At 71.3% G+C, this 24,848-nt stretch carries 20 protein-coding genes; 14 read left to right on the top strand and 6 right to left on the bottom strand.

Annotated features, from left to right (window positions below; translation table 11 throughout):
* The first annotated feature begins 69 nt into the window (after window positions 1-69).
* Entirely contained in the window at window positions 70-855 is a 786-nt protein-coding gene (locus ACFWEE_RS04490) for a DapH/DapD/GlmU-related protein (protein WP_386886273.1), read from the top strand.
* An 18-nt stretch (window positions 856-873) separates the two neighbouring features.
* Window positions 874-2,058 (top strand): acyl-CoA dehydrogenase family protein, encoded by a 1,185-nt coding sequence (locus ACFWEE_RS04485; RefSeq protein WP_386886271.1) that lies wholly within the window; start codon window positions 874-876, stop codon window positions 2,056-2,058.
* 56 nt (window positions 2,059-2,114) lie between these two features.
* Here ACFWEE_RS04485 and ACFWEE_RS04480 read toward each other — a convergent pair whose 3' ends face one another.
* Window positions 2,115-2,600: an NUDIX domain-containing protein gene (locus tag ACFWEE_RS04480; protein WP_386886269.1), complete on the bottom strand. Its 486-nt coding sequence runs from the start codon at window positions 2,598-2,600 to the stop codon at window positions 2,115-2,117.
* A gap of 324 nt (window positions 2,601-2,924) precedes the next feature.
* On the opposite strand from ACFWEE_RS04480, the gene ACFWEE_RS04475 reads away from it, so the two are divergent.
* A complete protein-coding gene (locus ACFWEE_RS04475; RefSeq protein ID WP_386886267.1) occupies window positions 2,925-3,989 on the top strand; it encodes an iron-siderophore ABC transporter substrate-binding protein in 1,065 nt (354 codons plus the stop codon).
* A gap of 671 nt (window positions 3,990-4,660) precedes the next feature.
* Window positions 4,661-4,792 (top strand): hypothetical protein, encoded by a 132-nt coding sequence (locus ACFWEE_RS04470; protein ID WP_386886265.1) that lies wholly within the window; start codon window positions 4,661-4,663, stop codon window positions 4,790-4,792.
* Between the two features lie 100 nt (window positions 4,793-4,892).
* Here ACFWEE_RS04470 and ACFWEE_RS04465 read toward each other — a convergent pair whose 3' ends face one another.
* The gene (locus tag ACFWEE_RS04465; protein ID WP_386886263.1) at window positions 4,893-6,488 is read right to left on the bottom strand and encodes a purple acid phosphatase family protein; all 1,596 of its coding nucleotides are present in this window, start codon (window positions 6,486-6,488) and stop codon (window positions 4,893-4,895) included.
* Between the two features lie 129 nt (window positions 6,489-6,617).
* Between ACFWEE_RS04465 and ACFWEE_RS04460 the strand changes: the two genes are divergently transcribed.
* Window positions 6,618-7,658: a 3-isopropylmalate dehydrogenase gene (locus ACFWEE_RS04460; protein ID WP_386886261.1), complete on the top strand. Its 1,041-nt coding sequence runs from the start codon at window positions 6,618-6,620 to the stop codon at window positions 7,656-7,658.
* Window positions 7,659-7,910: 252 nt separating this feature from the next.
* A complete protein-coding gene (locus tag ACFWEE_RS04455; RefSeq protein ID WP_386886259.1) occupies window positions 7,911-9,002 on the top strand; it encodes a branched-chain amino acid aminotransferase in 1,092 nt (363 codons plus the stop codon).
* A 115-nt stretch (window positions 9,003-9,117) separates the two neighbouring features.
* Here ACFWEE_RS04455 and ACFWEE_RS04450 read toward each other — a convergent pair whose 3' ends face one another.
* Complete coding sequence (locus tag ACFWEE_RS04450) at window positions 9,118-9,675, bottom strand: CGNR zinc finger domain-containing protein (protein ID WP_386886258.1); 558 nt, start codon at window positions 9,673-9,675, stop codon at window positions 9,118-9,120.
* Between the two features lie 82 nt (window positions 9,676-9,757).
* Here ACFWEE_RS04450 and ACFWEE_RS04445 point away from each other — a divergent pair, with 82 nt between their 5' ends.
* Together ACFWEE_RS04445 and ACFWEE_RS04440 are read left to right on the top strand one after the other, a co-directional pair.
* Complete coding sequence (locus ACFWEE_RS04445; protein WP_386886256.1) at window positions 9,758-10,216, top strand: carboxymuconolactone decarboxylase family protein; 459 nt, start codon at window positions 9,758-9,760, stop codon at window positions 10,214-10,216.
* 17 nt (window positions 10,217-10,233) lie between these two features.
* Window positions 10,234-11,187, top strand: coding sequence for a phosphotriesterase (locus ACFWEE_RS04440; protein WP_386886254.1), 954 nt, complete (start codon window positions 10,234-10,236; stop codon window positions 11,185-11,187).
* Between the two features lie 117 nt (window positions 11,188-11,304).
* Here ACFWEE_RS04440 and ACFWEE_RS04435 read toward each other — a convergent pair whose 3' ends face one another.
* The gene (locus ACFWEE_RS04435; RefSeq protein ID WP_386886252.1) at window positions 11,305-11,955 is read right to left on the bottom strand and encodes an HAD family hydrolase; all 651 of its coding nucleotides are present in this window, start codon (window positions 11,953-11,955) and stop codon (window positions 11,305-11,307) included.
* 159 nt (window positions 11,956-12,114) lie between these two features.
* On the opposite strand from ACFWEE_RS04435, the gene ACFWEE_RS04430 reads away from it, so the two are divergent.
* The 3 genes from ACFWEE_RS04430 to cimA all read left to right on the top strand — a co-directional run bounded on the left by ACFWEE_RS04430 (window position 12,115) and on the right by cimA (window position 15,788).
* Window positions 12,115-12,312, top strand: a complete 198-nt coding sequence (locus ACFWEE_RS04430) for a CsbD family protein (RefSeq protein WP_386886250.1) — start codon at window positions 12,115-12,117, stop codon at window positions 12,310-12,312.
* A 254-nt stretch (window positions 12,313-12,566) separates the two neighbouring features.
* Window positions 12,567-13,904: an MFS transporter gene (locus tag ACFWEE_RS04425; protein ID WP_386886249.1), complete on the top strand. Its 1,338-nt coding sequence runs from the start codon at window positions 12,567-12,569 to the stop codon at window positions 13,902-13,904.
* A gap of 276 nt (window positions 13,905-14,180) precedes the next feature.
* Complete coding sequence (cimA, locus tag ACFWEE_RS04420) at window positions 14,181-15,788, top strand: citramalate synthase (protein ID WP_386886247.1); 1,608 nt, start codon at window positions 14,181-14,183, stop codon at window positions 15,786-15,788.
* Between the two features lie 57 nt (window positions 15,789-15,845).
* Here the strand turns inward: cimA and ACFWEE_RS04415 are convergent, their stop codons facing one another.
* Entirely contained in the window at window positions 15,846-17,720 is a 1,875-nt protein-coding gene (locus ACFWEE_RS04415; RefSeq protein WP_386886245.1) for a lectin, read from the bottom strand.
* 380 nt (window positions 17,721-18,100) lie between these two features.
* Here ACFWEE_RS04415 and ACFWEE_RS04410 point away from each other — a divergent pair, with 380 nt between their 5' ends.
* The 3 genes from ACFWEE_RS04410 (at window position 18,101) to ACFWEE_RS04400 (ending at window position 23,920) form a co-directional block, all read left to right on the top strand.
* Entirely contained in the window at window positions 18,101-19,075 is a 975-nt protein-coding gene (locus ACFWEE_RS04410) for a LacI family DNA-binding transcriptional regulator (RefSeq protein ID WP_386886243.1), read from the top strand.
* 156 nt (window positions 19,076-19,231) lie between these two features.
* A complete protein-coding gene (locus ACFWEE_RS04405; RefSeq protein WP_386886242.1) occupies window positions 19,232-22,294 on the top strand; it encodes a glycoside hydrolase family 3 N-terminal domain-containing protein in 3,063 nt (1,020 codons plus the stop codon).
* 216 nt (window positions 22,295-22,510) lie between these two features.
* Window positions 22,511-23,920, top strand: coding sequence for a hypothetical protein (locus ACFWEE_RS04400; protein ID WP_386886241.1), 1,410 nt, complete (start codon window positions 22,511-22,513; stop codon window positions 23,918-23,920).
* A gap of 76 nt (window positions 23,921-23,996) precedes the next feature.
* Here ACFWEE_RS04400 and ACFWEE_RS04395 read toward each other — a convergent pair whose 3' ends face one another.
* Window positions 23,997-24,614: a CGNR zinc finger domain-containing protein gene (locus ACFWEE_RS04395; RefSeq protein ID WP_386886239.1), complete on the bottom strand. Its 618-nt coding sequence runs from the start codon at window positions 24,612-24,614 to the stop codon at window positions 23,997-23,999.
* Window positions 24,615-24,848 lie beyond the last annotated feature (234 nt).

The raw sequence follows: 24,848 nt of genomic DNA, 5'->3' as shown, positions 1-24,848 counted from the left end.
CGATAGTCCTAGTCCTAATGCTCCGTCGGTGCTTCGGCGTACCCTCACCCCTCGAACGGAGGCCCCGTCATGGGGACACCCCTCTCTTCTGTTCACTCCGCCACCCAGTCCCCGTTACTGTCCCCGGGGCTACTGGAGATCGGCATCGGCTGCCGCATCAGCCCCCATACCCTGATCGAGCCGGCCGACGAACAGGGCGCCCTGCGTCCGATCCGGATCGGTGACCACGCCGTCATCGGCGCCTTCACGATCCTGCACGGCGGCACCCGCATCGGCGACGGCGTCCGCATCGAGGACCACGTCGTCATCGGAAAACCGGAAACCGGCTACGCGGTCGGCCGCACCTACCCCGGGGCCGGCGCGGACACCCGCATCGGCGACGGGGCCACCCTGCGCTCGGGCACCGTCGTCTACGCCGGCACCCGGATCGGCGAGAACACCGCCGTCGGACACCACACCCTGATCCGCAGCCACACCCAACTGGGCACCGACAGCGTCCTGGGCCACTTCCTCGTCATCGAACGCGCCTGCCACTTCGGTGACCGCGTCCGCTGCTCCCCCCTCTCCCACCTCACCTCCGAAACCGTGCTCGGGGACGACGTCTTCCTCGGGGCGGGCATCCGCACCGTCAACGACAAGCACCTGATCTGGCGCGAGACGGACCGCACACCCGTCCTCCTGCCGCCGCGCTTCGAGACCGGCTGCAAGGTCGGCTCCGGCTCGACCGTCCTGGCCGGCATCACCATCGGTGAACGCGCCCTGGTCGGTTCCGGGTCCGTCGTCACCCGCAACGTCGCCCCGGACACCACCGTGTACGGCTCCCCGGCTCGCCCCCACTCCGCCACGACCCGCTGACCTGTGAGGGAACACACCATGGAACCTCTCTGTGTCACCACCTGGATCGCTCCCCTCCAACCGGCCCTGCCAGGGCTGGGCGAGCATGAGCTCGACGAACTGCGCAACCTGGAAACCCACCTCGTCCAGGCCCTCGCCACTCGCGCCGACCGGCGCACGAGCACCGATCTGCTTGCCCTGCGCCGTCACCTCGCCGCACTCGGGCAGCCCGACGCCGTACCCGATCTCGCACCCCCGGCCTCGGCGCTGACCGATGCCCTGGCTGCCTTCCTCTGCGGCTTCTACGACCTGGACCTGCGCGACGCCGTCGGCACCGGCCACGGCCGGATGATCCTGCGTCACGCCTGCGAGCCGGTTCGCCGGCACTGGGCCGCACGGCTCGCAGCAGGCGATCTGGTCGGCATTGCGGTCACCGAACGCCACGGCGGCAGCCGCCTGCAGGAGATCACCACACGCGCCACCGAGCAGCCGGGTGGCGGCTGGCTGCTGAACGGCGAGAAGTGCTGGGTCTCCCGCCTCACCGAAGCCAGTGGCTTCGTCATCTTCTTCAAGGATCCCGCCGGAGAGCTGACGGCGGCCGTCCTGGACGCCAACACCCCCGGACTGCGACGCCGGTCCATCGCACCGGCCGGACTGGGGGGCTGGGCCTGGGGCAATCTGTCCCTCACCGATGTCCCTCTGCATCCGCGGGACCTGCTGGGCACCACGGGGGACGGGCTGCGCGTCTTCCGCCGTCACTTCGCCCAATTCCGCCCGCTGGTCGCTGCCACCGCACTGGGAACCGCCGCCGGAGTCCACACAGCCGTCACCGCCGACCTGACCAACCGTCTGAACACCCGACGCGTCCGCCACCTGCGCGACAACGCCCTGATCACCCTCGGACGCACGCACGCCGAACTCAACGCCGCCCTCCTGCACGCCCTCGGCGCCGCCTCCATCACCGCAGCCGGCAGCCCCCAGGGCGACATCTGGTCCCGCGGTGTCAAAGCGCACGCCGTCGACACCGCCCACCGCGCGACGACCGAACTCTCGCTCCTGGTCGGAGCCCTCGCCTTCCAGGCCCACTCGTCACTGGCCAAAGCCCGCGCCGACCTCGGCGGACTCCTCTTCGCCGACGGCATCCACGACGCACTCCAGCGATCCGTGGGCCGCGCCCTCACCACCACCCGGTCGGCACAACAGCCCCACCCGCTGGCCAGCTGACAAAGAGCTGGTCGTCCGGCCCGCACATCGGGCCGGACGACCAGCGCATGTTCTCCCTATACCGGCATCCCGTACTCCAGGTACACCGTCAGCCCCTGCTCGCGGGCCCGCACGCACGCCTCCACCCGTAGCGCGAGTCGCTCCACCAGCCGCTCCCGGAGCCGGTCGACCGCGACGAACTCCATCGCACCGAGTTCCTCCGCCTGCAACCGGACCTCCGACAGCCGATCGCTGCCGAGCACCCCGCCGTCGAACACGTAGACCAGGCCCTCGCTGCGCCCTGGCCGCGCCCCGCGCCAGTCCACACCAAGGAGCGGGCCCGGCTCCCAGTCGAGCCCCAATTCCTCCTTGACCTCCCGTACCGCACCGGCGCGAGGGGACTCGTCCCATTCCACGGCACCGCCGGGGATCTCCCACAAGGGCTTGTACACCGGGTCCACCAACAGCACCCGCCCTTCCGGATCGAAGAACAGGACCCCTGCGGCGACTCGCTTGCGCGGCAACGTCCGCTCGTACTCCTCCGGGCTCATTCGCACGTTCATGCACCAGACCCAAACACACCCGGAGGAATCACCAGTGGTCTCTCGGCACCAGGTACACACCTGTTGCACACCCACCGCGAAGGCGAACGCGAGATACCGACGGCAGGCCCAGGAAGAGCACCGGCCGACCTCGTCCTGCGGGAGGCGGAAGGCCAACTGTCCCCGCTGCCGGGGGAGCGCGCGACGCGACTGGATGCACTCGATCGGTTACTCGCGACTTCGCGGCACGCTTCGGCTCCGGGCGGGGTCAACCCGCCCCGAACCGCCGGGAATCGGGGTTTCCGGACCCCCGGTGCGGGAAGTGAATAAGGTTAGGCTAACCTCATGGGCATGAAGAACGTGCGTCTCCGGAACCCTCTTGCCCGTCGTTCCGGTACCCCCACCCGCTCCCGCGCCTCCCTCGGCCTGCTGGCGCTTCCGCTCGCCGCCGTGCTGATCGGCGCGACCGGCTGCTCCTCCGACGACTCCGGCGACTCCGCCGCGGACACGTCGTCCACCGCCTCCACCGCTGCCGGTGCCTTCCCGGTGTCCGTCGACACCAAGTTCGGCTCCATCACGGTGAAGGAGCAGCCCAAGCGGGTCGTCGCACTCGGCTGGGGCGACGCGGAGACCGCGCTCGCCCTCGGTGTCCAGCCCGTCGGCGAGAGCGACTGGCTGGCCTTCGGCGGCGACGGCGTCGGTCCGTGGGCCAAGGGCCTCTACACCAAGAGCCCCGAGAAGATCGGCACCATGGAGCCGGAGTACGAGAAGATCGCGGCCCTCAAGCCCGACCTGATCCTCGACACCAAGTCCAGCGGCGACCAGGCCCGCTACGACACCCTCAGCAAGATCGCCCCGGTCATCGGCGTTCCGAAGGGCGGCGACCAGTACAAGCTGTCCTGGGAGCAGCAGACCCGGATGGTCTCCACCGCGCTCGGCAAGAAGACCGAGGGCGACAAGCTGATCAAGGGCGTCGAGGACAAGTTCGCCGCCGCGGCGAAGGCGCACCCCGAGTTCAAGGACAAGACGGTCACCCTCGCCTCGAAGACCTCGGTCGGCTGGGGTGCGTACGTCAAGGGCACCGGCCGTGTCGACTTCGTCGAGCGGCTCGGCTTCAAGAACAACCCGGTCATCGAGAAGCAGGCCGGTGACGCGTTCTCGGTCAGCGTCTCCGAGGAGAACCTCGACCAGTTCGACGCCGACCTGATCGTCACCGCGCCGATCGGGCTCAAGCCCGCCCAGGTCACCTCCGACGCCCTGTACAAGAAGATCCCGGCGGTCGCCGACGGCCACGCGATGGTCTTCGACCAGGGCGGTCTGAGCCAGGCGTTCGCCACCGACTCGATCCTCTCGACCACCTACGCCATCGACCACGTCGTGCCGGAGTTCGCGAAGTACGTCAAGAAGTAAGCGGTTCCCCGCCAGGTCTCCGGGCCGGTGGGACGGGCGCACGGTCGCGCCCGTCCCACCGGCCCGGTCTGTTTTTGATCATTACCGACATGTCCCGTGAAGACGTACCCGCCGGTGTGAGCGGCGCTCCGCCCGCCCGGACCGCGCAAGATGATCGCCATACCGCCCCTGACCAGGCGTGATGCCCTCGGTCGCAGGTGTCGGAGCGGGGATCGGTGCGGCGACCGGGCGGCGTTGCCGTCTCAGATAGTAGGAAGTCCGAGTAATTGTGGGGACAGAGCGGCCCAGGTGTCCTAGCGTTGTAGGAGCCGAACGATTCGCTTCCACCAGCGACTGGTGGTGAGCGGGTTCGCCCGATGCAGGCCACCCCTGCGGCGACCGCTCCCGCACCTTCCGGCTTTTTCCGGTTCCGTCGTACCCGGCAGAGTCGCGTCTCCCGCCGCCGTACCCCTGGAACACCGACCCGGCCCGCACGCCCTTCCGCGCGACCGGCGCTGCCCGTGAGCCGCGAGGCCCCGCGCGTCGTACGGCCCGTGAGCCGTACTACCCGTCAGCCGCCGCCCGACCGCGAGCCGTAGGACCGTGAGCCGTCCGACCGTGTGCCGCACGACCGCGAACCGCAAGACCGTGATGTCCCCGTGTCACCCGTGATTCCCAGGAGGCGTTCCCCCATGGCAGAGACCACCGTCCGCCGTCGCGTCCGTCACACCCCCCGCCCCACCGAAGCCGAGCGCCAGAACGCCGTCGCGGCCCTCCAGCGTGCCCTGGACCGCCGCGACAACGGCGGATCCACCGGCCACTGAACCCGGACGGGTCCGGGGGCTCCCGCCGTCTGCCGCCGTACGGCTGACGGACGACGGGCGTACCCCCGGACCCGCTTGGACCCCGCGTGGTCCCGGAGCGTCAGCCGCGGCTGACCTCGAAGTGGTCGATGCGCGCGCCGGACTCGGCGAGGGCGGTGACCTTCATCTTCGGGTGCTGGCCCACCGAGACCTCCACCGCGAGGAACGAGTAGCCGGTGTAGCGCACCCGGGACCACTCCACGGTCTCGGCCGCGTGGACGCCGCCCTTGGCCACGTAGTACGTGTCCACGCTCTCCTGGTCGTGGGCGTGACCCTCGTACGTGTCGGGCGCCGGGAAGTTGTAGAGCGACTTGCCCGCGCCGCCGGCCGTGACGTACACGATGCCGTCGCGGGTCGGGTCCGTACGCTCGCCGATCGGCACCTTGCGGGAGACCACGTTCTTCAGAATGGCGTCCGTGCGCTCGTACACGTGGTTGTGGCCGTTGATGACCAGGTCCACCTGGTGCTTCTCGAACAGCGGCACCCACGCCTCGCGGACCCCGCCCTCGGAGGCGTGCGCGTTGGTGGTCGAGAAGGCGCAGTGGTGGAAGAAGACCACGACGAAGTCGACGTCCTTGCGGGCGCGCAGCTCGCCGAGGCGGCGGTCCAGCCACTTCGTCTGCTTGCCGCCGCTGATGCCGAGGTTCGCCGGGATCTCGTTGGAGACGTCGTTGGCGTCCAGGGCGACGAGGGCCACGTTGCCGTGGACGAACGAGTACACGCCGGGCAGGCCGACCGGGTCCGGGCCGTTGTCCGGCAGCGTCCAGCGGGCGTTCTGGCCGCCGTAGCCGTCGGGGGAGTACCAGGCCTCCATGTCGTGGTTGCCGGTCGTCACCATCCACGGCACCGTCTTCGCGACGGTCTCCGTCTGGGCGAGGAACTGGTCCCAGGTGCGCGCGTCGTAGACGTCGGTCTCCTGGCCGGAACCGGACGGGTCGGCGTAGCAGATGTCGCCCGCGTGCAGGTGGAAGGCCGGGTTCTGGCCGAGCAGCAGCTGGTCGTTGCCGAGGGCGTGGTAGCTCACGCCCTGGTCGCCGAAGGCCGTGAAGGTGAAGTTCTCGGCGCGCGAGGGCGCGGTGGTGAACGTACCGAGCGAGCCCAGGTTGCGGGTGTCGGCCGGGTCGAAGCCGTCGTGGCCGACACCGTAGTAGTACGTCGTACCGGGCTGCAGGCGCTCCAGACTCGCGTGCACGTAGAACTGCTCGGCGGCGGCGATCGCGCCGTTGTTCAGCGTCGGCGTGGTGAGGTGGCGCACCTCGGCGTCGATGCGGCGGCTCAGCGACCACGGCTTGAGGCCGATGCGGATGTACGGGCGCTTCACGGCGAACGGGACCTGCCACGAGACGCTCATCTGCGTCTTCGGGTCGGCGCCGTACGCGAGGTGGCGGCCGATCGGCGCCACCAGCGAACCGTCCACCTGCGTGGTGGAGCGCGAGGTGAGGACCGTCGGGGAGCCGTGGGCCGAGGAGGAGTGCGCGGCGGCGGGCGAGGCGGTGAGGAGGCCGGTGCCCAGACCCGCACCGGCGACGGCGGCGGTCGCCACGCTCGTGCGCAGCACGCCGCGGCGCGTCAGCTTGGTGCGGAGGTACTCGTGCTGCTCCGCCATGCTCATGCGGGCGGCGAGCTTCTCGGGGATGCCGAAGCGAGGGATGTCCATGGCCAGAACATCTACTTCTGGAGTGACCCGATCCCGTCCGTGAGGTGAACGGCACGCGTACAGCTCACCATGTGTCCGTATAGTGGACGGCACATGTCATGGGGTGGGACGCACGGCTAAGGTGCGGTCATGTCTCGCAGCATCAATCTCGCAGTGATCCCCGGTGACGGAATCGGCCAGGAAGTCGTTGCCCAGGGCCTCAAGGTCCTCAACGCCGTCCTCCCGCAGGATGTGAAGCTGGAGACCAAGGAGTACGACCTTGGCGCCCAGCGCTGGCACCGCACGGGTGAAACCCTCCCCGACGCCGAGCTCGAATCCCTCAAGGGCCACGACGCCATCCTGCTCGGCGCGATCGGTGACCCCTCGGTCCCGTCCGGCGTGCTGGAGCGCGGGCTCCTGCTGAAGCTGCGCTTCGCCTTCGACCACTTCATCAACCTGCGGCCGTCGAAGCTCTTCCCGAACACCGCGACCCCGCTGGCCGGCCGCCCCGACATCGACTTCGTCGTCGTCCGCGAGGGCACCGAGGGCCCGTACACCGGCAACGGCGGCTCGCTGCGCACCGGCACCCCCGCCGAGGTCGCCACCGAGGTCAGCGTCAACACCGCCTACGGTGTCGAGCGCGTGATCCGCGACGCCTTCGACCGCGCCGCCGCCCGCCCTCGCAAGAAGCTGACGCTGGTCCACAAGAACAACGTCCTCGTCTACGCCGGGCACCTGTGGAAGAACACCTTCGACAAGGTCGCGGCCGAGTACCCCCAGGTCACCACCGACTACCTGCACGTCGACGCGGCGACGATCTTCTTCGTCACGCAGCCGGAGCGCTTCGACGTCATCGTCACCGACAACCTCTTCGGCGACATCCTCACCGACCTCGCCGCCGCCGTCACCGGTGGCATCGGCCTGGCCGCCTCCGGCAACATCAACCCGACCGGCGCCTTCCCGTCGATGTTCGAGCCCGTCCACGGCTCGGCCCCCGACATCGCCGGCCAGGGCAAGGCCGACCCCACGGCCACGATCCTCTCCGTCGCCCTCCTGCTGCGCCACCTCGGCTACGACGCCGAGGCCGAGCGCATCGAGACGGCCGTCTCCGCCGACCTCGCGGAGCGCGACGGGGTCACCCGCACCACCGACGAGATCGGCGACGCGCTCGCGGTACGCGTAGCGGGCTGACCCGACGACTCCAAGAAGCCGCCGGGTCGCCACAGGCACCCGGCGGCTTCCGCATGCGCGGCCCCGGGTGCCCCCATCGACCCAGGGACCGTGAAATACGTCATTTCGTGCCCGACCTTCCACGAGCGATAATCGGACGTGGGGCCGCAGCTCGCGGCAATGTTCGGACATCTTCGCTCTTGTTCGCACATGCGGGCGGGAGCGGGCGGAAGCACGGTCCCTCACACACAGATACGTGAAGGACACGCACTCATGACGACGCCCACCATCGAGCTCAAGCCCACCTCGTCCCCGCTGTCCGACGCGGAACGCGAGGCGATCCTCGCCGCCCCTGGATTCGGCCGCCACTTCTCCGACCACATGGTCACCATCCAGTGGACCGAGGGCCGCGGCTGGCACGACGCTCAGCTCGTCCCGTACGGCCCGCTCTCCCTCGACCCGGCGACGACCGTCCTGCACTACGCGCAGGAGATCTTCGAGGGGCTGAAGGCGTACCGGCAGCCCGACGGCAGCGTCGCCACCTTCCGCCCCGAGGCCAACGCCAAGCGCTTCCAGCGCTCCGCCCACCGCCTGGGCATGCCCGAGCTGCCGGTGGAGACCTTCATCGAAGCCTGTGACGTGCTGGTCCAGCAGGACAAGGCGTGGGTTCCGGCGCACGGCGGCGAGGAGTCCTTCTACCTCCGCCCGTTCATGATCGCCACCGAGGTCGGCCTGGGCGTGAAGCCCGCCAACGAGTACCTCTTCGTCGTCATCGGCTCCCCGGCCGGCGCCTACTTCGCGGGCGGCGTGAAGCCCGTCTCCATCTGGCTCTCCGAGGACCGCGTCCGCGCCGTCCCCGGTGGCATGGGCGACGCCAAGACCGGCGGCAACTACGCCGCCTCCCTGCTCGCCCAGGCCGAGGCCAGCGCCAAGGGCTGCGACCAGGTCGCCTACCTCGACGCCGTGGAGCACAAGTGGGTGGAGGAGCTCGGCGGGATGAACCTCTACTTCGTGTACGACAACCACATCGTCACCCCCGCCCTCACCGGCTCCCTGCTCGCCGGTGTCACCCGTGACTCCCTCCTCACCGTCGCACGCGACCTCGGCTACACCTCCGAGGAGGGCCGGGTCTCCATCGACCAGTGGCGCGAGGACAGCGCGAACGGCACCCTCAAGGAGGTCTTCGCCTGCGGCACCGCCGCCGTGATCACCCCCGTCGGCACGGTGAAGTCGGCCGGCGCGGAGTGGGTCCAGGGCGACGGCACCCCCGGCGAGATCACCCTGAAGCTCCGCGAGCGCCTCCTGGACATCCAGCGCGGCGTCGCCGAGGACACCCACGGCTGGATGCACCCGCTGGGCGGCTGACGCCCCCTGCTCCACCGCGATCGCAGTACGTACGAAGGCCGCGCCCCGGGTCAACCGGGGTGCGGCCTTCGTGCTTCGCGCGCGGTGACGGTCCAAGAGGGGGCTGCGCCCGAGTTCAGGGCGCCGCCCGCCGTGCGCGGTGCGCGCGGACCCGTCCGCGGCTGGCGCACGCCGGGGAGGGGCACCATCGGCGGCGGCCGGCGGGATCGGTGAAAACGCCCCGGCAGTCGTCCTCGGGGCACACCTTGAGTCCCGTCCGGTCCGCGCCGGTCAGGTGGTCCGCGGCCTGCCGTGCGATGCGGACGAGTGCTTCGCCGGCGGTGGCCGGCGAGTTGCGGCGCAGGCGGTCGCCGCCGGTGAGTTCCACAGGGTCGCCGGCCGCGACGAAGTCGCTCAACTCGGCGATCGCCTCATCCGGAGGGGTGCGGCCCTGGGTGGTGGCAAGGGCCAGGGTGCGCAGGCACTCCCGCAGTCGCCACGTATGTTCCAGGTCGGCGTGCGTGGGCCTGCGGTACGGCGCCAGCTCGCTCATCCTCAGCCATTCCGCCAGCAGATCCGCGGAGCCGAGGCGTTCGACCGGGTGGCTGCCGAAGGCGCGGCCCCGTGTGGCGAGCAGGTTGAGCCAGGTGGCGCCACAGTCGAAGCGGAAGCTGTGCGGGTCGTCGGTGGCCATGGCCCCGAGTGTAACGCCTCAAGCGTTACGTCTGTTAGCGTCGTAACGCCTTGACCGTTACGTACTGACGAGGAGGCCGACCATGGCCGATTCCGGACCTGTCGACCCCGTGCCCCTTTCCGAGCGGCTGACCACTGCCGTTCTCGACCGGGAGGCGGGCCATCGGACGCTCGACATCCTCCAGGACCCCGCGACCCGGTCGCTCTTCCCCTGGCTGGAGGACGTGGCTCCAGGCTTTCCCGACTGGCTGATCACCACCCTCTTCGGCGGCACCTATCAACGCCCCGGACTCTCGCCGCGCGAGCGCCAGTTGGTGAACCTGGGGGCGCTCACGGCGCTCGGCGGCGTCGATCCACAGCTGGCCGGGCAGGTCGTCACCTCGCTGCGGGTGGGCCTGACGCCCGAGGAGGTGGTCGAGGTCTTCGTCCACCTGGCGCCCTACGTCGGCGTTCCCAAGGCGCTGGCCGGCCTGCGGGTCGCCGCCGCCGCACTGGAGGACCGCGCGGCCCCGCGCGAAGCCGGTCGGAGCGACCGTCGGTGAGTGAGGTGACGCACCCCGTGGCGGGACAGACGGTGAGGACCGTACTCGGCGACATCGACCCCGGTGACCTGGGCGTCTGCGACGCCCACGACCACCTGTTCCTGCGAAGCCCCCGCCTTCCCGGCGAGGAGCTCGACGACACCGCGGCGGCACGCTCGGAACTGGACTCCCTCGCGCAGGCCGGGGGACGGGCCATGGTGCAGTGGACGCCCTGGGGCATGGGACGGCGGCTGTCCGTCCTTCCCGCGCTCTCCCGCGACAGTGGCGTCCACCTGATCGCGGCGACCGGCCTGCACCAGGCGAAACACTACGAAGGCGACCGGTTCGCTTGCGATGTCGACGAGTTGGCGGAACTCTTCGTCCGGGAACTCACCCGGAGCCCGGTGAGAGCTGGCCTGATCAAAGTCGCCGGCGCCTTCCACCACCTCGACGAGCACGCTCGCCGCACGATGGCCGCGGCGGCGACGGCCCATCACGCCACCGGCGCACCGATCGGAGTCCACCTGGAAGGCGGCACCGCGGCCCTGGAAACCCTCCAACTCCTCTGTGCGGACCACGGCGTACCGGCCCACCGGGTGATCCTGGGCCACCTTCTCCGCTACCCCGATCCCGCTGTCCACCGTCGCGTCGCGGAAGCCGGGGCCTACCTGGCGTTCGACGGGCCTTCCCGGGCCCATCACGCCGGTGACCACCGGCTGATGGAGTGCGTGGCGGCACTTGCCGGTGCCGGGCATGCCGACCGTGTGCTGATCGGCGGCGACACCGTGGTGGCATCGGCCCGCTCGACGGCGGACGGGCCAGGAATGCGTCACCTCCTGGGAGGGATCGCTCCCCGCGTCGCCCTGGAAATCGGCAGTGACGTGGCCCGTGCGATCTTCGTGGAGAACCCCGCCCGCGCCTTCGCGGCACACTGGCGGGACCCCGCACGACAATCGCCGGGGATGCCCCTCACGCCCGCGGAGGCCGGCTGATCCGCGTATCCGGGCCCTGCGGAAACCGCTGCCGGTGTCGATGGCGTGCGTACCGCCCGGCCCGGCTCCTCGGTCGCCCGGTACGCCAGGTGCTCGGGGCCGCCCCGCGCGCCCCGCCTACTCCCGCTCCCCCCGCACCAGCTCCGCCACCTCACCCAGCGAGTCGACCGACCAGTCCGCCGTCGCGCGGACGGCCGGGTCGTCGGCCCACCAGTGGCCCCACGGGCCGCGCCGCAGGTGGGCGGTGAGCAGGCCGGCCGCGTGGGCGGGGAAGACGTCGTTGACCGGGTGGTCGCCGACGTACAGGGTGTTCTCGGCGCGGGTTCCGGCGACGCCGAGGACCCGGGCGAAGAAGGCGGGCTCCGGCTTGGCGGCGCCCCACTCCTCGGACATCACGACGAGGTCGGCGGGCAGGCCCAGGGCTCGCAGCGACTCCCCGGCGCGGGCGGTCTGGTTCCCCGCGACGATCACGCGGACGCCCAGCTCGCGAAGGCCGCCCAGGGTCGGTGTCACGTCCGGGTAGAGGTCCGACTCGTCCAGGTACTCGCCCCGGCCCGCCGCCTCCCGGGCCCGCCACTCGGCCTCGACGTCGATGCCGGGGCGGACGAGGCGCAGCGCGTCGGAGTTGTCGCGGCCCTGGGTCACCACCGCCCCCACCAGGGCGCTCATGGTGTGCCGGGGAACGCCCAGCCAGTCGGCCCAGGAGCCCCAGTACCGGTTGTCGTTGGTCAGCGTCTCGCCGACGTCGAAGACGATGGTCTCGATCACCGGGCCGACCCTACTGTGCGGGCGGGGACGGGAGTCCGGTCGGCGCCGCTCCCACCGCCCTCCGTTTCGCCCGGACTCCGCCGGGCAGGCGCCGTCCTGCAGGCACTGCCGAGGTGACCTACGTTGGCAGTGGAAGGTTCGTCCATCCGAGGAGGCCCCGTGACTGACGGCAGCAAGGACAAGGTCAAGGGCAAGGCCAAGGAAGCCATGGGCAAGATGACCGGCAACCGGAGCAAGGTCGCCGAAGGCAAGGCCGACCAGGCGAAGGGCGCCGCGAAGGACGCCGTGGGCGACGCGCGCAAGAACCTGCGCGACAAGTCCGGCCCGAAGGACCCGCTGATCACCGACGACGAGTGAGTCCCGTACTCGCTTCTCCGGGCCCCCGCCTCTCCTGGGCGGGGGCCCGTCGGCTGCGCTGCCCGCTGCCCGCGCATGCCTCGCCCTGCCCCTCGCGAACGGGGTGGAACCGAAGCCGGGAGCCAACCTGCCCTGCACCCCGATCTGTTGGCCGTGCACCGCCCGCCTCGGTTACGCAACGCACGCAAGTAAACCGGATCGTTGCCCTCCGCTCCCTTGTCCGCTCTCCCCGGCGTGCGGCACGGTGGCCGACCATGGGACGAGAGCAGTGGAAGAAGATCTGGGTCGGTTCGGCCGGGAACATGGTCGAGTGGTTCGACTGGTTCGTGTACGCGACCTTCGCGGTCTACTTCGCGGACGCGTTCTTCCCCGAGGGCAACGGGACCGCGAACCTGATGAACACCATGGGCATCTTCGCCGTGGGGTTCTTCATGCGGCCGGTCGGCGGCTGGCTGCTCGGCCGGATCGGCGACCGCCGGGGCCGCAAGGCCGCGCTCACCCTCACCGTCACGCTGATGTCGGCCTCCGCGATCCTCATCGCCATTGCCCCGACGTACGCGGTCGCCGGGTACGGCGGGGTCGCCGTGCTCCTGGTGGCCCGGCTGCTCCAGGGCCTGTCGGTGGGCGGCGAGTACGCGGCCAGTGCCACGTACCTCACCGAGGCCTCACGCCCGGACCGGCGCGGGTTCGCCTCCAGCTTCCAGTACGTGTCGATGACGGCGGGGCAGCTCATCGGGCTCGGGCTGCTCATCCTCCTCCAGCACACCCTCTCCGAGGACGCCCTGCACGACTGGGGCTGGCGGGTGCCGTTCGTCGTCGGGGCGCTCGGTGCCGCCGTCGTCTTCTACCTGCGCCGCACCATGCTGGAGACCGAGGTCTACGCGGAGTCCGGCGCGGCCGAGGACGCCGACCGGGGCACCCTCAAGGCCCTGTGGGCGCACCGGCGCGAGGCGTTCCTCGTCGTCGCGCTGACCATGGGCGGCACCGTCGCGTACTACACGTACACCACGTACCTGACGAAGTTCCTCTCCAAGAGCGCCGGGATGGAGAAGTCCACCGCCACCCTCGTCAGCTTCTGCGCCCTCTTCGTCTTCATGTGCCTCCAGCCGCTGGCCGGGCTGCTCTCCGACCGGATCGGGCGGCGCCCGTTGCTGATCGGGTTCGCCGTCGGCTCCACCTTGCTGACGGTGCCGGTCATGATGATGCTCAAGCACGCCGGGACCTTCTGGCCCGCCCTCGGGCTCTCGCTGCTGGCCCTGGTCGTCGTCACCGGCTACACCTCGATCAACGCCTGTGTGAAGGCCGAGCTGTTCCCGACCGGCGTGCGCGCGCTGGGGGTGGCGCTCCCGTACGCCGTCGCCAACGCGCTCTTCGGCGGGACGGCCGAGTACATCGCCCTCTGGTTCAAGGACGCGGGCGCCGAGTCCGGGTACTTCTGGTACGTGGCCGGCTGCGCGGCCGTCTCGCTCGTCGTCTACCTGAGCATGCGGGAGACGCGCGAGCTGGACCTGCACCGGATCGGCGGGGGAGAGGCGTCCGGGGACGCCCCGGGCCGGGCTCCGGGCGAGACGAGTGTCACGACCGCATTCTGAGACGGCCCCGTCACCGGGCCGTCGCTGTGCGAAACTGCTCCCGTGTCCTCGTTGTCCACGATTATTGGCAGCAGGCGCGCCGGTCCGCAGTGACGTCCCGTACCACCCCGTACGGCACGCTCACCGTGCCCCAGACCCGCGCGCAGACCTCTCGCACCCGCGAGGGGTTTTTTCGTTTTCCGGCCCCCACCCTGGCCGGGACGGCGTGCGCGAGATGATGGGGGCAAGTGGAGGCCGATAGTCCGGATCCACTCATCCGACAGGAGTCGCATCAGCATGACCACCAAGGCCACCGCCACCGACGACAGTTTCCATGTCTTCGACACCACCCTGCGCGACGGTGCACAGCGTGAAGGCATCAACCTGACGGTCGCCGACAAGCTGACCATCGCCCGGCACCTGGACGACTTCGGCGTCGGATTCATCGAGGGCGGCTGGCCGGGCGCCAACCCCCGGGACACCGAGTTCTTCGCCCGCGCCCAGCAGGAGATCACCTTCGCCCACGCGCAGCTCGTGGCGTTCGGCGCGACCCGCCGGGCCGGTGGCAAGGCCGCCGAGGACCCGCAGGTCAAGGCGCTGCTCGACTCCGGCGCCCCGGTGATCACTCTGGTCGCCAAGTCCCACGACCGCCACGTCGAACTCGCCCTGCGCACCACCCTGGACGAGAACCTGGAGATGATCCGCGACACGGTCTCCCACCTGCGCGAGCAGGGCCGCAGGGTCTTCGTCGACTGCGAGCACTTCTTCGACGGCTACCGCGCCAACGCCGAGTACGCGAAGTCCGTCGTCCGCGCCGCCTCCGAGGCCGGCGCCGACGTCGTCATCCTCTGCGACACCAACGGCGGGATGCTCCCCGCCCAGGTCCAGGCCGTCGTCTCCACCGTGCTCGCCGACACCGGCGCCCGGCTCGGCATCCACGCCCAGGACGACACCGGCTGCGCCGTCGCCAACACCCTGGCCGCCGTCGACGCGGGCGCCACCCACGTCCAGTGCACCGCCAACGGCTACGGCGAACGCGTCGGCAACGCCAACCTCTTCCCGGTCGTCGCCGCCCTGGAACTGAAGTACGGCAAGAAGGTGCTCCCCGAGGGCGCGCTCGGCGAGATGACCCGCATCTCCCACGCCATCGCCGAGGTCGTCAACCTGACCCCCTCCACGCACCAGCCGTACGTGGGCGTCTCGGCCTTCGCCCACAAGGCAGGGCTGCACGCCTCCGCGATCAAGGTCGACCCCGACCTCTACCAGCACATCGACCCCGCGCTGGTCGGCAACAGCATGCGGATGCTCGTCTCCGACATGGCCGGGCGCGCCTCGATCGAGCTGAAGGGCAAGGAGCTCGGCATCGACCTCGGCGGCGACCGCGAGCTGGTCGGCCGCGTCGTCGAGCGCGTCAAGGAGCGCGAACTCCGCGGCTACACCTACGAGGCGGCCGACGCCTCCTTCGAGCTGCTGCTCCGCGGCGAGGTCGAGGGCACCGCCCCGCGCTACTTCCGTACCGAGTCGTGGCGGGCCATCGTCGAGGACCGGCCCGACGGGGTGCACGCCAACGAGGCCACCGTGAAGCTCTGGGCGAAGGGCGAGCGGATCGTCGCCACCGCCGAGGGCAACGGACCCGTCAACGCCCTGGACCGGGCGCTGCGAGTGGCGCTGGAGCGGATCTACCCGCAGCTCGCGAAGCTGGAGCTGGTCGACTACAAGGTCCGCATCCTGGAAGGGCGTACCGGCACCGAGTCCACCACCCGGGTACTGATCACCACGGGCGACGGCGCCGGCGAATGGTCGACCGTCGGGGTCGCGGAGAACGTCATCGCCGCGTCCTGGCAGGCCCTGGAGGACGCGTACACCTTCGGTCTGCTGCGGGCCGGGATCGAGCCGACGGAGTAGGCGGCGGCGACGGCCGTCCCGCGGCGCGCGGGACGGCCGCCGGTCGTCACACCGAGGTCACTGGAGCCGCCACTTCTGGTTGGCGGCCCCGGTGCAGCTCCAGATCTGGGCGCGGGCCCCGTTGGCCGTCGAGGCGTCCGTGATGTCCAGGCACTTGTTCGCCGCCGTGTTCACGACGTCCCCGGTGGCCGCGTTGTACGTCCACCGCTGCGCGCCCGTGCCGTTGCAGGTGTAGAGCTGGACCTTCGCGCCGTCCGCCGTCGACGCCGAGGTGACGTCCAGGCAGGCGCCCAGCGCGCGGATCGTGCCGTCGGACTGGACCGTCCAGCGCTGCGCGGCCGAACCGTTGCAGTCGTAGAGCTGGACCGCCGTGCCGTCCGCCGCGCTGCCGTTCGCCGCGTCCAGGCACTTGCCGCCGGTGCCGGTGAACGCACCCGAGGTGCCGGTCGAGGTGCCGGTGCCGGACTGGGTGCCGGACCAGGTGAAGGTGGCCGAGGTGCGGGCGGGCAGCGAGTAACCGAAGGTCGAGCCGCCCCAGTTGACGGTGAGCTGCTGGGCCGAGGAGCCGCCGTTGTAGGCGATCAGCGCCTTGGAGCCGTCCGTGTTGCGCCAGGCCACGTTGGGGATCGTGGAGCTGGCGGTGGAGGAGATCCGGGAGGCGCCCGGGCGGACGAACTTCGTCAGGTGGCCCATCGTGTAGTACTCGATGTTGTAGTCCACCTGCCCACTCCTGGCGTCACCGTTGTGGACGGTGATCAGCCCGTCGCACGTGCCGCAGCCGCCGTTGTGCGGGCCCCGGTTCTGGTCCACCGCGAGGGACCACTTGGTGACCGACTTCGCCCAGTTGCGGGTGTAGTCGATGATGTTGAGCATGTCCTCCTTCTGCTGATCGGCGATCCAGGTGCCGCCCGAGTGCTCGGTCTGGAAGGCGTCCATCGTGGGGTACTGGTTGTGCACCGCCGTCTGCTTGGCGATGTCGCCGCCGTAGCCGTGCCAGGCGACCCCGCCGAAGTTGGGGTGGTTGCGCACGGCCGCGTCGTCCACGGTCGGCGCGGCGTAGGCGTCGTAGGTGTCCCAGTTCCAGTCGTGCGCCAGCACCTTGGTGGTGAGCCCCGCCGCCTGGAGCTTGGGCAGCAGCTCGCTCTTGGTGAAGTAGGCGAGCCCCGAGCCGTTCCAGCTCATCGAGGGGTAGCCCGAGCAGCAGGTCGGCTCGTTCTGCGCGGTGACGTAACTGACCGGGACGCCCTGGGCCTGGTACGCCTGGAGGTACTTCACGAAGTAGTCGGCGTACACGCCGTAGTCCTCGGCCTTCAGCCAGCCGCCGTTGAGCTGGCCGCTGTCCTTCATCCACGCCGGGGCGGTCCAGGGCGAGGCCATCGTGGTGAGGGCCGGGTTGAGCTGCTTCGCCTGCTTGGTCAGCGGCAGGACGTCGGCGAGGTCGTGCGCCACCGAGAACCGCGCCAGCGTGGGGTCGGTCTGCCCGGCGGGCACGTCGTCGTAGGTGTACCCGGTCCGCGCCAGGTCGGAGCCGCCCATCGGATTGCGGACGAACGAGAGCCCGATGCCCTCCGTCGGCGAGAAGAGCTTCTTCATCGTGGCGTCCCGGGTCGCGTCGCTCAGCGCCCCGCTGCTCTTCATCAGCCAGGCCGCCGTGTCGGTGAACGACGCGCCGCCGCCGGTGAACGTCTGGTACCGGGTGTTCTCGTCGACCGTCACCACGGTGCCCGCGCTCCCGCTGCCGGACCCGAAGGCGACCGGAGTCTGCGCCTGGAGGCCGCGGGTGACATGGCGCCCGCCGGAGTCGTCGGTGGTGGTCAGGACGATGGAGACGCTCTCGCCGGCCGCCTGGGCGGCGGGTGCGGCGAGCCCGGTGAGGCCGGTCGCGGCGAGCGCGGTCGCCGCGAGCACCGCGGCGGTCCGGTTCGATCGCATCAGTCGAATCATGGGGGAATGCCCTTCTTCGGCACAGGTGTGGGGTGCTGCCGTCGATCGAGCCGTGAGTGAACTGCCCCCACCGGCCCGCGTCAAGAGGGCGCGTGCGTACAAGAAGTGAAGGCACAACTGCCTTCTCCTGCCTGCCGGATGGGCTTGGATCAATCTCGGTGTGAAGTATTGACGGCTCTGTTCCGGCGGGGTTAACTCCAGCCGCGAGCCCGGTACCGGTTCCGGGACCGGTGCCGCACGGTGGTCCTCCCGGTGGGGTGCCCCGTACCGCGCCATGTGTCAGGCACATGCAGAAAACAGCCCTTGCGGTGCCGAAAGCGCCGGTAGGGCAAGCGAGTTCAGTGTTCCGCCGTGGCAAGGAGGCCTCGTTGCGCGTCACCATCGCCGATGTGGCCCGTGCCGCCGGAGTCAGCAAGACCACCGTCTCCCGGGTGCTCAACACCAAGGCGGACGTGGACCGTTCCACCGCCTCCCGCGTTCGTGAAGTGATCGCACACCTCGGTTACGTCCCCAGCTCCGGAGCGGTCGGCCTGGCCCGGGGCAGCAGCCGCACCGTCGGAATGCTGGTGCCCTCGCTGACCTGGTCCTGGATGGGCGAGGTCCTCCAGGGCGTCGTCGACACCGTCGAGGCGGCCGAGTACGGGCTGCTGCTTTTCACCTGCAACCGGGGCGCCGAGTCCGTCCGCCGCTTCACCACCCAGGTGTCGGCCCGCGCCTTCGACGGACTCGTGGTCGTGGAGCCGGAGAACACCCTCGGCCACCTCACCGCACTCCACCGCGGCGGCCTGCCGATCGTGCTCATCGACGACCGGGGCCACCACCCGGAGTTCCCCTCGGTCGTGACGACCAATCACGAGGGCGGCGCGAGCGCCGCCCGCCACCTGCGGGCCGACGGGCGCACCCGCCCGGTGGTCCTCAGCGGCCCCGCGCACTTCGGCTGCGTACGCGAACGGCTCGACGGATTCCGCACCGTGCTGCCCGACACCCTCGTCGCCCAGGGCGACTTCACCGAACGCGGCGGCGAACGCGCCATGGCCGAACTCCTCGCCTCCGGCGCACGGTTCGACTCCCTCTTCGCGCTCAACGACGTCAGCGCCACCGGCGCCCTCAGGGCGCTCCACGCCGCCGGCCGCCGGATCCCGGACGACGTCGCCGTCATCGGCTTCGACGACATCCCGATGGCCGCGCACACCGCGCCCCCGCTGACCACCGTCCGCCAGCCCACCCGGGCGATGGGGGAGACGGCGGCCCGGATGCTCCTCGCCCACCTCGGCGGCACCCCCGCCCCGGACGAACCGGCCGTGCTCCCCACCGAACTCGTGGTGCGCCGCTCGGCGCCCTGACCCCCTCCCGGTGCGCCCGCGGCTTCGGACGGCCGCCCGCACCGGGACCCACCCACCCCCCACGGGCCCCGGCCCCACGATCCTCCCGCCCCACCCCCCGCGCCCCGCCCGCACGCTGCCGGACCCCGCGCAGCCGAGCCGAGAGAAGAGCCGCCCATGCCAGCCACCCGCCACCGAAGAGGATCGGCACGCGCCCTCCTCGCCGCCGTCACGGTTCTCGCCGGGCTGATCACGGCCGCCGTCCCCGCGGCGGCCGACGACCCCGCACCCGTGCTCATCGACCGGTTCGAGGGCGAGGTCCCGCTCAGCAACCCGCCCGCCGACTCGATCTTCACCTGGGGCGGGGACGCCGACGACCAGCCGAAGATCGCCTTCACCGAGCGCGCGGACGCCCCCGAGGGCTCCAAGGTCCTCGAAGGCACCTACGACATCAGCAGCTACGGCGGGCTGAGCCACGAGTTCGCCGTCGACCAGGCCCCCCAGAACTGGAGCGCCCACAAGGGCATCCGCTTCTGGTGGTACGGGCAGAACAAGGCGCCCCTGCCGCCCGGTTCCGGCAAGAAGATCAGCTTCGAGATCAAGGACGGCGGCGCCAACGGCGGCGCCTCCGAGCTGTGGACCATGTCCTTCACCGACGACTGGGAAGGCTGGCACCAGGTCGAGGTCCCGTTCGCGGACTTCGTCTACCGCGGCGACTACCAGCCCGTCGGCGGCATCGACCACATCCTCGGCCTGGACCGCATGTGGGGCTACGCCCTCACCCTGCCGCCCGGCGCCCCCGGCTCCTTCGCCATCGACGGCATGGAGCTCTACGGCAAGGCCGACCCGGCGCTGACCGCCGGCATCGCCACGGACGCCACCGTGCACCCGGTGGACGACGGCGCCGCCGCGACGATCGGCCTCACCCTCTCCACCACCGGCGGACAGCCCATCGAGGAGCCCGTCACCGTCGCGTACACCACGCAGGGCGGCACCGCGGTGGCCGGAACCGACTACACCCCGGTCACCGGTACGTACACCTTCCCGGCGGGCACCGCGTCCGGCGCCACCCACACCGTCACGGTGACCACCAAGAAGGCGAAGAAGGCGTCCGAGGCCCGGACCGTCCCGCTCGTCCTCACCGTCACCGGCGCCAAGGCCCCGACGGAGACCCCGCAGGTCGTCATCAACGCCCACGGGCTGCCGTACCAGAACGCCAAGCTCCCGGTGAAGCAGCGCGTCGCCGACCTGCTCTCCCGGCTCTCGCCCGCCGAGAAGGCCGGCCAGATGACGCAGGCCGAGCGCAACGCGCTGCGCAGCCCCGGCGACATCGCCTCGTACGACCTCGGCTCGCTGCTCTCCGGCGGCGGCTCGGTCCCCACGCCCAACACCCCCGAGGCGTGGGCGCAGATGATCGACTCGTACCAGCTGCGCGCCCAGGCGACCCGCTTCCAGATCCCGCTGATCTACGGCGTGGACGCGGTGCACGGCCACAACAACGTCATCGGCTCGACGATCATGCCGCACAACATCGGCATCGGCGCCTCCCGCGACCCGCAGACCGCCGAGAAGACCGGCGCGGTCACCGCGAGCGAGGTCCGCGCGACCGGCATCCCGTGGGACTTCGCCCCCTGCGTCTGCGTCACCCGTGACGAGCGCTGGGGCCGGTCCTACGAGTCCTACGGCGAGGACCCGGCGCTCGTCGAGTCCATGGAGACCGTGATCCAGGGCATGCAGGGCTCCGCGTCCGGCAAGGACCTGGACCGCAACGACAAGGTGCTCGCCACCGCGAAGCACTACGTCGGCGACGGCGGCACCGAGTTCGGCTCCTCCACGACCGGCTCCTACACGATCGACCAGGGCGTCACCAAGGTCACCCGCGACGAGCTGGAGGCGGTGCACCTCGCACCGTTCCAGGAGGCGGTGGACCGCGGCATCGGCACCGTCATGCCGTCGTACTCCTCGCTGGACATCCTGGGCGACGACCAGGGCCCGGTGAAGATGCACGGCAACGCCGAGATGATCAACGGCGTCCTCAAGGACCGGATGGGCTTCGAGGGCTTCGTCATCAGCGACTGGCAGGCCATCGACCAGCTCCCCGGTGACTACGCCAGCGACGTGCGCACCTCGGTCAACGCGGGCCTCGACATGATCATGGTGCCGACCGCGTACCAGGACTTCACCACCACGCTCCGGAGCGAGGTCACCGCCGGCCGCATCAGCCAGGCCCGGATCGACGACGCGGTCTCCCGCATCCTGACCCAGAAGTTCAAGCTGGGCCTCTTCGAGAAGCCCTACGCGGACACCTCGAACATCGACGACATCGGCTCCGCCGCCCACCGCGCGGTGGCCCGCGAGGCCGCGGCCAAGTCCCAGGTGCTGCTGAAGAACGACGGCGCCGTCCTCCCGCTGAAGGCGGACCAGAAGGTCTACGTCGCCGGCTCCAACGCCGACAACATCGGCAACCAGGCCGGTGGCTGGACCGTCAGCTGGCAGGGCTCCTCCGGTGCCATCACGCAGGGCACCACCATCCTGCAGGGCATGCAGAAGGACTCCGCCGACGTCACCTACTCCAAGGACGCCTCCGCCGCCACCGACGGCTACGACGTCGGTGTGGTCGTCGTCGGCGAGACCCCGTACGCCGAGGGCATCGGCGACGTCGGCAACGGCAACGACCTGGAGCTGACGGCCGCCGACAAGGCGGCGATCGACAAGGTCTGCGCCGCGATGAAGTGCGCCGTCCTGGTCGTCTCCGGCCGCCCCCAGCTCATCGGCGACCGCCTCGGCGACATCGACGCCCTGGTCGCCTCCTGGCTCCCGGGCACCGAGGGCGACGGCGTGGCCGACGTGCTCTACGGCAAGCGCGCCTTCACCGGCCAGCTGCCCGTCACCTGGCCGAAGTCCGAGGCCCAGCTGCCCATCAACGTGGGCGACGCCACCTACGACCCGCAGTTCCCCTTCGGCTGGGGCCTCACCACCCTGAAGAAGGCCCCCGTCGGCGGCGAGATCACCCTGACCGCCCTCGCGGTGGCCGCCGGGATCGCGGAGAAGGCCCACCTCGGCAAGACCGCGGCGGGCAAGGCGATCGTGGACCAGGCCCGGCTGCTGGTCCAGCAGAAGACCGGCGGAAAGCTGACGGCGGCGGTCTCCAAGCCGTTCGCCGAGGCCGACCACCTGCTGCTCACCGGTGACCTCACCGGCGCGGTGGCCAAGCTGCGGGCGGCCTACCGGGCCGCGTGACCCAGCGGTGACGCACGTACGAGGGTGTGCCCGGGCGGAGCTTCCGCGCCCGGGCACACCCGTGCGTCCGGGGCGGCGCACTCCCTGTCTCCGGGCGCACTCGCCGGCTCCGGCCGGTGTGCCGAGGGCGTGCTCCGCGGCTCCGGGCCGTGCGTCCGGGCGTCCGGGCGCGCTCGGGAGAACGCGCGGCCCGGGTCGTCCGGAGTAGCGTGAAGTATGCGGAAAAGGCAGATGTTCGCATTCTTGGCCGGTCTGCTGCTGATCCTCTCGACGGCGCTCCTGGCCCTCGTCCCCGCCGCCTCGGCGTCCCCCGTACGCGCCCCGGCCGCGACGATCGAGGACGCGGCCCAGGCGCTGCGCGAGGACCCCGTCTACGTGGACCCGGGCGCCCGCGACCAGCTCTCCACCGGGCAGGAGAAGGCCCTGGAGGACCGGATCACCAAGGCCGACAAGCCGGTGTTCGTCGCCGTCCTCCCGGACAGCTCCGCCTTCCCCGAGGACGGCCTGCTGGCCACGCTGCGCAACGACACCGGCATCACCGGGGTGTACGCCGTCCGCCTCGGCGACGGATTCGACGCGGGCGCCGACCCGCAGGTCATGCCGGTCCGCGCCGTCGACAACCTCACCGCCTCGGTGAAGGCCCCGGCCGCCGACACCGCCACCGACGCCCAGCTCGACGCCTTCGTCGACGGCGCACTCGAACAGGCCAACGGCACCGCCCCGGCGTCCTGGTCCGACGGGAACGGCTCCTCCGTCCCCGGCTCCGCCGGCACCGGGCTGCTCGTCCTCGCCGGAGTCGCCGTCGCGGGCGCCGCGGGCGGCTACGCGATCATGCGCCGCAACCGCCGCAGGGTACGCGCAGAGGAGCGCGCCTCCCTCGACAAGCTCAGGGTCGTCGTCGACGAGGACATCACCGCCTACGGCGAGACCCTCGAACGGCTCGACTTCCACCCCGGCGAGCCCGGCGCGAACGAGGCGATGCGCGCCGACTACGAGCACGCGCTCTACGCGTACGAGAGCGCCAAATCGCGCATGGAGAAGGCCGAGCGTCCCGCCGACGTCCGCCCCGTCACCCAGGCCCTGGAGGACGGCCGCTACTCGCTCGCCGTGCTGGAGGCCCGACGCACCGGGTCCGCCCTGCCCGACCGCAGGCCCCCGTGCTTCTTCGACCCCCGCCACGGCCCCTCCGTCGCCGACGTGCGCTGGCGCCCCGCCGGCGCCGCCTCCCGCGAGGTCCCCGTCTGCGCCGCCGACCGGGCCCGGCTGGAGGACGGCGAGGACCCGATGAGCCGCACCGTGGACACGGGCGACGGCAACCGGCGCCCGTACTGGGAGGCGGGGCCCGCCTACGGCCCCTGGGCGGGCGGCTACTTCGGCGGCGGGCTGCTCCCGGGCCTGCTGGTCGGCACGATGCTCGGCTCGATGCTCTCCACCCCCGCGTACGCGGCCGAGTACGGCGGCGGGGACTTCGGCTCCGGCGGCGACTGGTCGGGCGGCGACGTCTCCGGCTCCGACTTCGACTCCTCCGGCTTCGGCGACGGGGGCGGCTTCGGGGACGGAGGCGGGTTCGGGGACGGCGGTGGCTTCGGCAGCGGGGGCGGCTTCGACGGGGGCGGCGGGTTCTGAACCGGCCGGTCCCCCGTCGACCCCACGCGTCAGGTTCCGACGCGGCCGGTCCCCGTCGTGCGGGGACGGGGTCCGGTCAGGCGGGGGCCGGGCCTCCCTCGGCCGCCGTGCGCCGCCGCTCGTAGTGGCGGGCCGCACGGGCCCGGTTCCCGCAGGAGGGCTTGCACCACTCCTGCCGTCCGTGGCTCTTGACGAAGTACCGCACGCAACGGGGCGCGGAGCAGGCGCGCAGCCGCTCGCGGTGCGGGCCGCCGAGGAAGTCGACGGCGGCGCGGGCCAAGGCGGCGACCAGGCGCAGATGCGGATCGCGACGGTCCGAGAGGAGTCGGCCCACGGGTTCTCCACCGGCCGGCCAGTCCAGCTGCGGAGCGACCGGTTCCCGGGCGGCCACCGCGTTGAGATGCGCCAAGGCCTCGTCGAAGGGCATCAGCCGGTGGGCGTCCGCCCGGCTGGGCGGAGCGGGGCTGACCACCCGGGCGAAGAGCGCGCGGACCGCGCGCCGCAGGCCGGTCACCGCGAGCCTGAGTTCTTCGTCGGCCGCGATCCCGCCCGCCGGGACGAGGCCGCCGAGCAGCTCGCCCTGTCCGTGGATCCAGCGGGCCGTTCCCTCGACCGTGGCCAGGTCGTCCGCGACACCGCCGTCGCCGTCGTGGCGGATGGTGCTCGCCAGTTCCAGTGCAAGCCAGCGCTCCACAGTTGCTCCCCTCTTCTCCGCCCGCTCGGTGCCGGCGCGCCCCGGACCGCTCGCCCGCGCGGGTGTCCCGGGCGCCGGCCGGTGCCGACCACTTGATCACATCATGCGCCGACGCTACCGTTCCTAACGGTAAAACGAGAACTTCCGTTAGAACCCGAGACGCGGAGAGCCGGACCGGCGGGACGGCATCGCTCTGCCCTGCCCCGGAGCCGACCGGTGTGGACCACCAGATAC

The sequence above is a fragment of the Streptomyces sp. NPDC060184 genome, from assembly GCF_042728795.1.
GTDB lineage: Bacteria > Actinomycetota > Actinomycetes > Streptomycetales > Streptomycetaceae > Streptomyces.
Note: the sequence above shows the minus strand (reverse complement) of the source record. Positions and strands in the feature narration are given on the sequence as shown.